The following is a 13,179-nucleotide window of genomic DNA, read 5'->3' as shown; positions in this document are numbered from 1 at the left end:
ATCGACAAGGGGTTCCGCGTCACTATCGTAGCGCTGTCACATCAGAATGCCAGATGTTTCGCTCTCAACGAACGCGTCTCTGCCGTGGGCCTATTGATCATTTCAATCTCTTCCGGCATTCATTGCCGATAGAGTGTCTCGACTCACATCGATTCTGACTGCATCGTCAATCCTTAGGCTGGCCCTTGGGGGCCGTCGCTTCGACAGGCTGAGGCGTCGTTGGCGCACTGTTCGTCACAATCGCGTGGGTGGAAGGGGCTTCGCCCCTGGGATGTGCGGCAAGTGCTGGCTTCGGGCCCGTTCCCATCCAGTCGCTCATTTGACGCACGACATAGAAGAACACAGGTGTTAAGTAGATTCCGAACAGTGTGACACCCAGCATCCCGGCAAATACGGCCGTGCCCAGGGTACGGCGCATCTCGGCACCTGCACCGTGAGAAATGACCAATGGCAGCACTCCCAAAATAAAGGCGAAGGATGTCATGATGATGGGACGCAAGCGAACTTTGGCGGCTTCCAGTGAGGCATCGTAGAGCGAGGCACCTTCTTTCTGACGATCACGAGCGAATTCCACAATCAGAATCGCGTTCTTACACGCCAGTCCGACGAGCACCACAAAGCCGACCTGTACGAAGATGTTGATGTCCATGCGGGCCATCGCAATTCCCGCCAGTGCACTCGACAAGCACATCGGGACGACCAGAATGACCGCCATTGGCAGCGACCAGCTTTCGTAGAGTCCGGACAGCACGAAGAACACCAGAATGACCCCAAGAGCGAACGCGCTAAAGGGGTTCTGTTGTAGATCGCGAAACGACTCAAGCTTGCTCGACTGTTTCTGAAGATACATCAGGTCCGTCCATTCGTAGGTCATGGACCGTGGCAATTCCTGCTGTGCTAAAGCTTCCATCGTGTTCAGGACATCGCCGGTACTCATTTCGGGCCGTGATGCCCCAGAGATGGTTGCGGCGGGGAACATGTTGTAGCGCGTGACGACCAATGGTCCGCCATTGTCGCGGATATTAAGAAGGCTTCCGAGGGGAATCATGTCGCCCGTGATGCTTCGAACTTTCATTTGCTTGACGGATTCGGCATCGATTCGAAATGGCGCATCGGCTTGAACATTGACTTGCCAGGTTCGGCCGAAGCGATTGAAGTCATTCACATAGTTTCCGCCCAGATACACCTGAAGTGTCGCGAAGACATCTGTCAGCGCGACCCCCAATGTTTTACATTTGACGCGATCCACATCGGCGTACAACTGGGGCGTACTGGCGCGAAATCCATTGAACAATCCGACCAGACCCGGTTGTTGGTTGCCCTTGTCGACCAGGTTGTCGGCCTGGCCCTGAAGTGTCACAAAATTCACATCGCCAATCGTCTCGACCATCAGCTTGAAGCCTCCCGCACTTCCTAGTCCGTCGACGGCCGGTGCCCCAAAGACGTTGACGCGAGCTTCAAGAATCTCTTTCTGAATCCGCTGACGAAGCTTTGCGGCAATGGCGTCAGCACTGAGCGACGGTGACAGTCGTTCGTCGAATGGTTTTAACGTGATGAACATCGATCCGAGGTTCGATCCCACGGTATTCAGCACGAATGAACGGCCGGGATTCCCCAGCGTATGGGCGACACCGGGCGTCTCGAGTGCGATCCGTTCGACGGCCAGACTGACTTCTTTCGTTCGCTCCAGGGATGCCGAGTCGGGAAGTTGGATCGTCGCAATCAAACGCCCTTTGTCCTGCGAGGGAATGAAACCGACTGGCACCCGGGTAAATCCGTATCCGGTCAATCCGATGATCCCACCGTAAATCAGCAGGACGATCACGTTCAATCTCAGTGCCCAGCCAACGCTTTTTCCATACAGGTCCGTCGTGCGATCGAAGATCCAATTGAAGGCCTGAAAGAACTTTCCCAGCGTCCAGTTGACGGGTTTGATAATCAATCGGCCGATAATCCCCCCCACGATCGCACCCGGAATGAACAGCAAGACCTGCAGACCCGCGTTGCGAATGACGTCCAACAGTGATTGAGGGCCCCCTTCTCCCGCCTCACCATGAACCGACAATCCCAGATGGGTGCCGAACATCAATTTCAGCAGCCAGACCGACACCATGCCGCCAACCAGTCCAAAGAACCACCACGGCAAAGCCTCTTTCCCTTCATGGCCATGCTCGCCAATCTTGCGCCCGGCAAAGATTGAGGCCGCGCGAGCGGGGGTCATCGTCATGGCGTTAATGGCCGAGATAATCATCGACGCGGCGATCGTGAGCGCGAACTGACGGAAAAACTGGCCCGTGATTCCGCCCAGAAAGGCACTGGGCAGGAAGACAGAACTGAGAACCAATGTGATGGCGACGATCGGTCCGGTGATCTCGCTCATGGCCTGGATCGTGGCCTCGCGCACGGGTAGGCCTTTCTCGAGCCACCGTTCAATATTTTCCAGCACCACGATGGCGTCATCGACCACAATCCCGATCGCGAGCACGAGGCCGAACAGAGTCAGGTTGTTCAGTGAAAACCCAAGAAGGGCCATCACGGCGAATGTGCCGATCAGCGACACGCCGACGTCGATGACGGGTAGCAGCAACGCTTTCCAGTCTTGCAGGAACAGCAAGACAACGACGGCCACCAGAATCACGGCGTCGCGCAGGGATTTGAATACTTCTCCGATCGATTCATGAATGAACGGGGTCGTGTCATACGCGATTTCGTATTTCAGCCCTTTGGGAAATCGTGACTCCAACTCGTGCATCTTGGCTTTAATCAGATCGGCCGTGTCGAGTGCGTTCGATCCTGGAAGCTGAAAGATGGCCAGCCCGACCGACGGCTTCATGTCGAGCGTCAAGGTTTGATCCTGGCTTCTGGCGCCGAGCTCCGTTCTTGCCACATCCTTGAGATAGGTGACTTCACCGTCGGTGCCGGTGGCCAGAATGATATTGCCGAACTGTTCGGCGTCGGTCAGTCGTCCCAGTGTGCTGACGGTGAACTGAAAGTTCTGTCCCTTTGGCACAGGGGCCTGCCCGATCTGGCCGGCAGCGACTTGAACATTCTGCTCACGCAGGACATTGACAACATCGCTGGCGGAAAGGCTACGTGAGGCCAGTTCATTCGGGTCGAGCCAAACCCGCATGCTGTAGTCTTGCCCGCCGAAGGTAAAGACGTCACCGACGCCCTTGAGTCGAGCCAGCGAGTCCAACAATTGAATCGTGGCGTAGTTGCTCAGGTAAAGCTGATCGTAATAAAGCTCATTCGTGGTCGGATTGACGTCGGAGTACAGATTCACGACGAGCAGGATGTCCGGTGATCGCTTTTTGACCGTGACGCCAACGGCCTTGACCACATCGGGTAGAACGGGCTGCGCAATGGCGACGCGGTTCTGCACCAGCACTTGCGCCATATTCAGGTCGGTTCCGAGCTCAAAGGTGACATCCAATGAATAGGAACCGTCATTGCTGCTTTGCGACGACATGTACATCATGTTTTCGACACCGTTGATCTGCTGCTCGATCGGAGCGGCGACGGTATCGGCAACGACTTGTGCATTCGCACCGGGATAGTTCGCCTTCACCTGGACGGTCGGCGGTGCGATTTGCGGATACTGCGCGACCGGTAGCAGTGCGGCCGCGATCAGTCCCATCAGGACGATGATGATCGAGATCACCCAGGCGAGCACCGGTCGATCGATAAAGAAGCGAGCGAGCATGTATGGGCCTCGTCAATGGGCAGGCGAGCGCTCTTCTGCGCTGCTGTCAGGTGAAGTGCTGGGCACAGACGAACCGGGCATTTCGACCAGTTTGGGATCGACGGTCACTCCGGGCCGGATGCGCTGCAATCCATTGACGATCACATGATCCGTCGGAGACAGGCCCGCTTCGATCACGCGCAAACCATCATCAACGGCACCTAAGGTGACGGGACGTGAATCGACTTTATTGTCTTTGTCGACGATATAAACAATCTTTTGGCCCTGATCGGTATCAATCGCGCGATCAGAGACAAGCAACGCATCATGTGGTTCGCCAATCGGAATTCGCACTCGTCCGAACATGCCCGGTGTTAGAAACTGATCTTCGTTCGGAAAAACGGCACGAATCCGCAACGTGCCTGTCTTGGGGTTCAGTTGGTTGTCGACAAAGTTGATCGTGCCGTCTCGTTGAAAGCCGCGTCTGTTCGCGAGTCCCAGTTTGACATGGATATCTGTGTCTCTGGCCGACTTCGCTTTCCCTTCGCGAATCATCTCGCGCACGTGAAGCACGGTTTGCTCGTCCACATCGGCATAGACGTAGATCGGATCGACCGAGACGATGGTGGTCAGCAGCGTGGTGTCTTGCTGGATCAAGTTGCCGACGGTCTGATTGTACCGGCTGACTCGCCCGTCGATCGGTGACAGGACTTTGGTAAATGCCAGATTGAGCTCGTTTGTTTCGAGCGTCGCCTTTGCGGTGCCGACGTTCGCGATTGCCTGGTCTTCTGCGGATTGGAATTGATCCAGATCCTGCTGACTGATGGTGCCAGGCGACTTTTGAGCCAGGGTCTTGTTGCGAACGTTATCCGCTTTGGCCTTGGTCAGCAGGGCTTCATTGGCGGCCACTTGTGCCTTGGCGAAGTTCACCTGAGCCTGATAGGGCCGAGGATCGATCTCAAACAGCAGTTCCCCCTTTTTGACCAGCGCGCCTTCTTTGAAATGGATCTTTTCGAGGTACCCGTCCACTCTGGCACGGACATCCACGGTTTCGACGGCGGACGTTCGGCCGGTCAGGTCCGAAAAGTCACTGACGTTTTTCTTGAGCGGAAGGCTGACTGTCACCGGCACAGGTGCCGTTTGGACGGGACCGGAAGGCCCCCGACCACAGCCGGTCAGTGGGAGGCTGAGCATCAACGATGCCGTCGTCAAAAACTTGATAAAGCCTCTCATGAGCGCCTCGCTTGGACATCGCAGGGGTCTGAACACAGAGAGATTTGGGCTGTCATTCGTGTCCTTTCTCGCAGGATCACTGGTGAGCTCAACAGATCGATGAGATTATTACGACAAACCCAGAATCGTCGAATCGGGATCTGCAATGTTCTCGAAGCCGTAAGCGTTCACTCACATTGATGGCCAACTCAACTATTCCGCGAACAGCAGCAACGCCTTCGGGTTGTAGTATCGAGAAATCGCTTCTTCCTTCAGTCCCATCCCACGTAGCGTGAACCACGCGACCTGCTCCACCAGTTTGTCGCGTGACACTCCGTAATGTACGACCGGCGTGGCCGGCATGAGATAGGTCCTGATCATCGCAGACAGATGATGCACAAACCAACAGCCCAGTTCAGGAATGACTGGGCCGTCGTAAGCGTCACCAGCGGCAATTGAAGCGTTTAGGCAACTGACCATCATCTGGTTCAGCCGCAAGGGCAATCCGTTCAGACACAAACGGACAAACTCGCCATCTTCAGTTAAGCTTCGCAGCATCAATCGAGCATGAATCGCTTTGTCTGGATGTCGTTCCGCATCAAACAGGACTCGCGAAACCATGAAATGCACGAGCAGGACAAGTGTGGATGCCGAGGGCTCAAGCGATTCCAGCCGGCCAATTTCATCAAAGATCCGCTCATTGCAGCAGGCCAATTGCATCGCGGTGTAGAGCGCTTCCTTATTCGGGAAATGCTTGAACATCAAGGCTTCCGAGACCCCGGCGGCGACGGCCAGTTCGCGCGTCGTCGTGCCATCGAAACCCTTCTCGGCAAATAACTGTCGCGCGGCCTGGATGATCTCCGCACGTCGCTGCTCGGCACTCAGTTTTTTAGCGGCCTGCATTCTCGCGTCCCTTGCATTCGCACACTTTCCCTCTCCATTGTGATGGTGAGTGTACGCTTACTTTGTGGGGTGGTCAAGAACATTTCGACGTGCGAGCGTGTCTTAACAAGCGATTGAAAACATAGGGACCTGTTCCACCCAGACTGAAATGACACCATGACTCTCGTGAAATCCAGTTAATGTCGACTGGGCGGACTTCTCCCATCACGACTGACATCCGACAATCCATTCCATCGTAAAGTGTCTCGTTGCTTGGCCCCCAGCGGTCACGCAGTGTCATCGCCCGATCCAGGTGAAATGGCAGCAGGTGATCCGTTCCATGACTCACGTCCTCGTCATTGAAGATCATCCGAAACTTTCGGCGAGCATTGTTCGCACCTTGCAAGAGTCTGGATTTGATGCCACGGGCGTTCTGACGCTGAATGACGCGACAAAAACGCTGTCACCTTCCATGGGCCTGGTGGTGCTCGACCTGATGCTGCCCGACGGATCGGGCCTGGAATGGCTGGCCAGTCTACGGAAGGCCGACAATCGCGTACCGGTCCTGATCCTGACGGCGCGCGATACGATTCAAGACCGCGTCGCAGGGCTTGATCTGGGAGCGGATGACTACCTGGTGAAACCGTTTGCCCTGGACGAACTTCTGGCGCGAATTCGCGCACTGCTCCGACGCGACGCCAATCCCAGTACGACTGCGCTGACGGTGGGGGAATTGACCGTCGACTTTCTCGCGCGTACGGCCATGCGCGATTCCCGTCTGCTTGACTTGCAGAACCGACAATTCGAATTGCTCGTCTACTTGATGCGGCATGCCAACGAGGTCGTCACACGGGAAATGATCGCGAGTGACGTCTGGAGGGAGCCGACGGCGACCTGGACCAACGTGATCGATGTGCACATCAATCAGTTGCGTAAGAAACTGGAGGGATCGGGGCGTCCGGCCCTGCTGCATACCATCCGCGGCAAGGGTTATGTGCTGGGGGATCTGCCATGAATCGACTTTCGATTCGCTGGCGCCTGACGCTCTGGTATGCAGGCGCCCTGGCCGCCGTTTTGATCGCATTCTGCCTGATCCTGATGTTGTTGACACGGCATCAACTTCTCGCCCGCACCGACGCCGCCTTGCGTGAAGAACTTCAGGAGTTGGCTCTGGAAGTCCGGCTCGCCCAAAGTACCGAAGAATTCCAGAAACATGTCCGGGCACGATTCTTTCAGCACGACATCTATGAGTTCGTGATCACAAACGATCGAGGAGACGTCTTATTTGTCAGTTCCGGTTTATCTGCGGCGCAGACGGAACGACTGCTGCCGACAAAGCCGAACGCAACACTCGAATATCGTGACCGGGAACTCGACAACCGCCATCTCGTCCGCGTGGCGAGTTCTTCGGTCCCGGGGCCGCAAGGGACCGTCATCCTCCAGTCACTGACATCGCTCAATCCTCTCAATGCCGATCTGCGGACCATGCAACTGCTGATGCTCGTGCTCCTGCCGCTGGGGGTGCTCTTCGCCGGAGCGGGCGGGTACTTCCTTGCGGCGCGTGCTCTGGCCCCAGTTGAGCAAATCGTCCGCGTGGCCGAGACCATCACCATTTCGAATTTGCATCAACGGATTCAGGTCGTCAATTCAAAGGACGAGCTTGGCCATCTCGCTGCGACGCTCAATTCATTGATTGGTCGACTTGAGCAGGCCGTCGATGAGATTCAGCGTTTTACCGCTGACGCATCTCACGAACTTCGCACCCCGCTGTCGGTCTTGCGTGCGGCGGCCGAGTCGACGTTGCGTCGACGCCGTTCGCCGGAAGAGTATGAACAGACCCTCACCTCAATTGTTGAAGAGGCAACGCGCTTGGGCCGCCTGGCTGATCAGTTGCTGAATCTCAGCCGCCATGATGCCGGCTTGACCCAATGTCGCCGCGATCCGGTCCGAGTCGATGCCGTGATTCTGGATGTGATCGAACAGCTTCGGCCATTGGCGATCAGTCGCGGCATTTCACTGAACGTGACGGAGTTGGTCGAGTGCGAAACGATTGGCGACGACGTGATGCTTGGGCAAGCGTTGTCCAACGTCGTCGAGAACGGGCTGAAATATACCTCAAGCGGCGGCCAGGTGACTTTGGGTTGCAAGATGGTTGGAGAGGTCATTCAACTGCGGATTCAGGATACGGGAATTGGGATCGCTCCAGAGCATCTGCCGCGCGTATTTGATCGATTTTATCGTGTGGATTCGTCGCGCAACTGTGCGATGGGCGGGGCGGGCCTGGGGCTCGCGATCGCTCGTTCGGCGATTCAAATCCAGGGTGGAGACATTGAGATCGAAAGCCAGCCGAGCGTCGGGACGACGCTCACGATTCGGTTACGAGGAGTGTCGGTGGAACAGGAGGTTTCATCCGTAGTCGAGGCGAACGCCACCGGAGTCGAAATGAGTCGTGGAGTTTCAAGCCTGAATTGACACGTCGATCGACTCGCCACGACCAGGCGAGCAAGCTTGGGGGCGAGGCTCGCCCGCCTGTCAGGATCGTGTGGCCATGCCGCAAATTTTGTTCAATCCGATTTCTGATTGAACGTCACGATGGGAATTCATCCAATGTTGATTTGGACAATGCCGTGTTCCTTGTCATCCCATCACTGGGGACTCGTCCTGAGCGCGAGCGTCATGATCGTCTCAGCAAATGGCTGCCAGAAGGAAGCTTCGTCTGCGGCGAAATCGGCGCCGATCACGGCCGCAAAGACAACATATCCCGTCAGCGAGGGGAAGCTGAACACGATCGAATTGACGGATGCGGCGGTAGGACGACTCGGCGTGGAAACGGCCAAGGTTGAAGAACGTACGATGTCGCGGAGCCGGCCGTATGGTGCCGACATCATTCTGCCGACAGGTTCCGCGGTGATTGTTTCGGCGCCGCTCGCAGGAAAAGTGACGTCGGTTGACCAGCAAAAATTCGTAGAAGCCGGCCAGCGGGTTCAGGAAGGACACGAACTTCTCAGGCTGCTGCCACTATTGTCACCGGAACGTTCGGTCCTGACGCCATCCGAACGAATCCGTTTTGCCGAGGCGAAGCAAGCATTGGCTCAATCCCGCATTGATGCGGAGGGGATTGTGCAACAGGCGACCGTTCAGGTTGAAGCGGCCAAGATTGCCCTGGAGCGTGCCGAGCGATTGCTACGTGACAAGGCGGGCACCGTGCGTGCCGTGGATGAGGCAACGGCTCAGCTGCAGCTCACCGAAAAGGCACTCGCAGCCGCAACGACGCGGAAGCAACTGGTCGACAGTGTAAAATTCGATGAAGAGGCGGGCACACTCGAACCGATTTCGATTCCTTCCCCGTTGTCGGGGATTGTCCGCGCGACACAGGTTCGGCCTGGAGAACTTGTCGCGGCGGGGGCACCCCTGTTTGACGTCATCGATGATGACATCCTGTGGGTGAAGGTGCCCGTCTATGTTGGGGATCTCGCCGAACTCGACCTGACTCAGACCGCGCGGCTGACATTGCTTAGCGGCCGCCATTCGGCGAGCGATATTTTCGTGAAGCCCGCGGCGCTGCCTCCGACATCGATTCCACTGGCGGCCGCAGTCGATGTCTACTACACCCTGCCCAATGACCAGCGTGCGTTCCAGCCCGGACAGAAAATCGCGGCTCATCTGGGACTGAAGGGCGATGCGAAACAACTGGCAATCCCCTGGTCGTCGGTTATCCATGATATTTATGGCGGGCAATGGGTCTATGAAATGACGGGCGAGCGAACGTTTGTTCGTCGCCGGGTGGATATCGGTTGGGTCGACGGCACCTGGGCCGCGATTCGACGCGGACTGCAGCCCGGAACGTCCGTCGTCACCGCGGGGGCCGCGGAACTCGCAGGAACCGAATTCGGGTTCGCCAAGTAGTCGTGGTTTGGGGTTGGTAACGCGTATTCGTGACCTCGTTACACAAGTTCCCGCTTGAGATTTCTCGTTACCAAGCTCCCACTTGGTAACGCCTATTACGATCTAATTTTCTGTCGAACAGTCACGTGGCCCGGGGCACATGCACATGTCTGATGTGTCGGAAGCGTTGCCAAGCGGGAGCTTGATCACAAGCAAATCCCGAACACGCACGAGAGGAATTTGCAAATGAGTTGGCTCGTAGAGATCGCGCTTCGGCTGCGGGTGGCCGTCCTGGCCCTGGCAGTTTTGTTGATCGTCGCTGGGATTCGACTCATACCCCACTTGCCCCTCGATGTGTTCCCCGAATTCTCACCGCCTTACGTGGAAGTTCAGACCGAAGCACCCGGGCTGTCGGCCGAAGAGGTCGAGAATCTGGTGACGTTTCCTTTAGAAAATGTCCTGATCGGCACGCCCGGTCTTGATGCGCTGCGGTCAAAATCGGTGCTGGGTTTGTCCCAGATCAAGCTGCTGTTGCATCAAGGCGCGGATCTCTACCGAGCACGGCAATTGGTGCAGGAACGGCTCGCAGCCGAAACTCCGCGATTGCCAGCCGTCTCACGTCCGCCGGTGATCTTGCAGCCGCTTTCGTCACTCAGTCGCATGATGAAAATCGGAGTCTGGTCCGAAAAGCTGTCGCAACGAGACTTGACGGAACTCGCGGTGTGGACAATCCGACCGCGTCTGATGGCCATCCCGGGCGTCGCGAACGTTGCAATCTGGGGACAGCGCGACAAACAGTTACAGGTCCTCGTTGATCCCGATCGACTTCGTGCCCATCACGTGACCCTCGATGCCGTGGTCAAATCCGCCGCCGATGCGGTGGTACTGGACGCCGGGGGATTCGTCGATACCCCCAATCAGCGAATGGCGGTCCGGCAACTGCCCCCGATTTATGGTCCAGAAGACCTGGCCAAGACGGTTGTCTCGTTTCGTGAAGGCGCCGTCTTGCGCTTGGGGGATGTCGCGCACGTTCAGATCGGCTCGCCGCCCGCCATCGGTGATGCCATCATTAATGATGGTCCAGGGCTGTTGCTCATCGTCGAGAAGCAACCGGCCGCCAACATGCTGGAGGTAACTCGAAAAGTCGAGCAGGCGCTGGAGGCTTTGAAGCCCGGCCTGAAGGATGTGGAGCTCGATCCCACCATCTTCAGGCCCGCGACCTTCATTGAACGGTCAATCGACAATTTGACCCATGCGCTGCTGACAGGGTGCATACTGGTTGTCATTGTGCTTGTGGCCTTCCTGTACGACTGGCGGACGGCCGTGATTAGCCTGACCGCCATCCCGTTGTCGTTGGTTGCGACAATTGTTGTACTTTACTGGTGGGGCCTGACGATCAACACGATGATAATCGCGGGCCTTGTCATCGCATTGGGTGAAGTCGTCGATGATGCGATCATTGATGTCGAGAATATCGTCCGGCGATTACGGCTGAATCGTGCCGCCGCGACGCCGCGTTCCGCTTTTCGAGTCGTCCTGGATGCGTCACTGGAGGTACGCAGCGCGGTGGTCTATGCGACTCTGATTATCGTATTAGTGTTCCTGCCCGTTTTCTTTCTGGATGGATTGCCCGGCGCGTTCTTTCGTCCCCTGGCGATTGGTTATGTATTGGCGATTCTGGCGTCACTATTGACGGCACTGGTCGTGACTCCGGCTCTGTCGCTCATGATCCTGCCGAACAGCCAGCAATCATCGCACGAGGCGCCATTCAGCCGCTGGCTGCGTCGACCCTACCAAAAGGTCTTGCCCTGGTTTGTCTCGCGTCCGAAGTCTTCACTTGGGTTTCTAGCAGTCGCGTTCATTGCGACCGCGTTTCTTGTGAACAGCCTCGGCCAGGAATTCTTGCCGAACTTTCAAGAAACCGATTTTCTGATGCACTTTGTCGAAAAGCCCGGCACGTCGATCGAAGCGATGGATCGAATTACAATTCAAGCGAGTCGCGAATTGCGGTCGATTCCCGGTGTGCGCAACTTCGGAAGTCACATTGGTCGTGCGGAAGTCGCTGACGAAGTCGTGGGGCCAAACTTCACCGAGCTTTGGATCAGCATCGATCCCAATGTGCCCTACGGGCCGACATTGAACAAGATTCAAGAGGCGGTCGACGGATATCCGGGGCTGTATCGTGATGTGCTGACGTTCCTTCGCGAACGCGTCAAAGAAGTGCTGACAGGAGCCAGTTCCAGTATTGTTGTGCGAATCTACGGAGCGGATTTGGCCGTCTTGCGCAGCAAGGCGAAGGAAGTCAGCGAGGCGATGGCAAAGGTCGACGGGGTCGCCAATCTGAAGGTTGAAGCACAGGTGCTGGTCCCGCAGGTGCAGGTTCGTCTTCGTCAGGACGCGGCTGAACGATTTGGGCTTACGCCCGGTCAGGTTCGACGCGCCGTCACCACCCTGCTTCGTGGTATGAAAGTTGGCGAAGTCTACGAGGATCAGAAGAAGTTTGATGTTGTGGTCTGGGGAATGGAAGACTCGCGAACAGACCTGAACGCACTACATGATTTGCGAATCGATACCCCAACGGGGGGACAAGTTCCGCTGAAAGATGTTGCCGATGTCGAAATCGTTCCTGCTCCGAACGAAGTCAAACGCGAAGGGGGATCGCGAAGAATCGATGTCACGTGCGATGCCAAGGGCCGCGATTTGGGGTCAGTGGCGCGCGATATCGAGGCCGTGGTCGGGACACTGCCGTTCGACCGAGGATATCACCCCGAATTCCTGGGCGAGTATACCGCTCGGCAGGAGTCCCAGCGGCGTCTATTCAGCCTGGGAGCCATCTCATTGATTGGTATCCTGCTCATTCTGTACATCGATTTCCAGTCGGTACAGCTCACGCTAATGGTCGCGCTGACGATTCCGTTCGCGTTGATCGGCGGCGTGGTGGCCGCATGGATCGCAGGCGGCGTCCTCTCGCTTGGTTCGCTGATCGGATTTGTCACCGTGCTGGGTATCGCCGCACGCAACGGCATCATGCTGGTCAGTCACTACCGGCATTTGCAAGAGGTCGAAGGCGAACCGTTTGGGTTGGGGTTGGTCATTCGCGGCGCTGAGGAGCGTTTGATTCCAATTTTGATGACCGTCCTCACGACCGCTCTGGCACTGCTACCGTTGGCCATCTCCGGGAATAAGCCGGGGCACGAAATCGAGTACCCCTTGGCGGTCGTTATCGTCGGGGGATTGGTCACTTCGACTGTTCTCAATTTGTTTTTGTTGCCCCCGCTATATTTACTGTGGGGACGGAATGCCGTCGTTCCTCCGGAAAACTGATAGGAACGGTGCGACCAATCCTGCCCGAAATGTCGACGCAGGCCCGATTGGCGGCAAATCCAGCAGTGTGCCGGTTGAAGTGGCGCGACTTTAATGCCTGCAGATGTCTCGAAGATTAACTCCATTTTTTTGAGTCAAGTTGGCTCCTTCCCTGGGGCACCCTTTCGCCGACTTTGAACTGTGAGCCCAGCGGG

At 56.7% G+C, this 13,179-nt stretch carries 7 protein-coding genes; 4 read left to right on the top strand and 3 right to left on the bottom strand.

Annotation, left to right across the window (positions count from 1 at the left end):
- Positions 1 to 166: 166 nt before the first annotated feature.
- The 3 genes from OSO_RS0123660 to OSO_RS44800 all read right to left on the bottom strand — a co-directional run bounded on the left by OSO_RS0123660 (position 167) and on the right by OSO_RS44800 (position 5,797).
- Complete coding sequence (locus OSO_RS0123660) at positions 167 to 3,703, bottom strand: efflux RND transporter permease subunit (protein WP_010585557.1); 3,537 nt, start codon at positions 3,701 to 3,703, stop codon at positions 167 to 169.
- 12 nt (positions 3,704 to 3,715) lie between these two features.
- On the bottom strand, positions 3,716 to 4,915 hold the full coding sequence (locus OSO_RS44805) for an efflux RND transporter periplasmic adaptor subunit (RefSeq protein ID WP_010585556.1): 1,200 nt from the start codon (positions 4,913 to 4,915) through the stop codon (positions 3,716 to 3,718).
- Positions 4,916 to 5,107: 192 nt separating this feature from the next.
- On the bottom strand, positions 5,108 to 5,797 hold the full coding sequence (locus tag OSO_RS44800; RefSeq protein WP_010585555.1) for a TetR/AcrR family transcriptional regulator: 690 nt from the start codon (positions 5,795 to 5,797) through the stop codon (positions 5,108 to 5,110).
- 319 nt (positions 5,798 to 6,116) lie between these two features.
- Between OSO_RS44800 and OSO_RS0123645 the strand changes: the two genes are divergently transcribed.
- From OSO_RS0123645 to OSO_RS0123630, 4 genes are all read left to right on the top strand, one after another.
- The gene (locus OSO_RS0123645; RefSeq protein WP_010585554.1) at positions 6,117 to 6,791 is read left to right on the top strand and encodes a response regulator transcription factor; all 675 of its coding nucleotides are present in this window, start codon (positions 6,117 to 6,119) and stop codon (positions 6,789 to 6,791) included.
- Positions 6,788 to 8,248 (top strand): sensor histidine kinase, encoded by a 1,461-nt coding sequence (locus OSO_RS0123640; protein WP_010585553.1) that lies wholly within the window; start codon positions 6,788 to 6,790, stop codon positions 8,246 to 8,248. Before OSO_RS0123645 ends, OSO_RS0123640 begins: the two co-directional genes overlap by 4 nt.
- A gap of 135 nt (positions 8,249 to 8,383) precedes the next feature.
- Positions 8,384 to 9,682, top strand: a complete 1,299-nt coding sequence (locus tag OSO_RS0123635) for an efflux RND transporter periplasmic adaptor subunit (protein ID WP_202799970.1) — start codon at positions 8,384 to 8,386, stop codon at positions 9,680 to 9,682.
- 225 nt (positions 9,683 to 9,907) lie between these two features.
- Entirely contained in the window at positions 9,908 to 12,985 is a 3,078-nt protein-coding gene (locus OSO_RS0123630) for an efflux RND transporter permease subunit (RefSeq protein ID WP_010585551.1), read from the top strand.
- Positions 12,986 to 13,179 lie beyond the last annotated feature (194 nt).

It is taken from the genome of Schlesneria paludicola DSM 18645 (assembly GCF_000255655.1).
GTDB lineage: Bacteria > Planctomycetota > Planctomycetia > Planctomycetales > Planctomycetaceae > Schlesneria > Schlesneria paludicola.
The sequence above is the reverse complement of the archived record's forward strand: the minus strand, read 5'-3'. Positions and strand labels throughout refer to the sequence as shown.

Coding starts and splice junctions, on each gene's coding strand:
- OSO_RS44800 (WP_010585555.1), bottom strand. CDS start 5,797: ATGCAGGCCGCTAAAAAACTGAGTGCCGAGCAGCGACGTGCGGAGATC.
- OSO_RS0123660 (WP_010585557.1), bottom strand. CDS start 3,703: ATGCTCGCTCGCTTCTTTATCGATCGACCGGTGCTCGCCTGGGTGATC.
- OSO_RS0123645 (WP_010585554.1), top strand. CDS start 6,117: ATGACTCACGTCCTCGTCATTGAAGATCATCCGAAACTTTCGGCGAGC.
- OSO_RS44805 (WP_010585556.1), bottom strand. CDS start 4,915: ATGAGAGGCTTTATCAAGTTTTTGACGACGGCATCGTTGATGCTCAGC.
- OSO_RS0123635 (WP_202799970.1), top strand. CDS start 8,384: ATGTTGATTTGGACAATGCCGTGTTCCTTGTCATCCCATCACTGGGGA.
- OSO_RS0123630 (WP_010585551.1), top strand. CDS start 9,908: ATGAGTTGGCTCGTAGAGATCGCGCTTCGGCTGCGGGTGGCCGTCCTG.
- OSO_RS0123640 (WP_010585553.1), top strand. CDS start 6,788: ATGAATCGACTTTCGATTCGCTGGCGCCTGACGCTCTGGTATGCAGGC.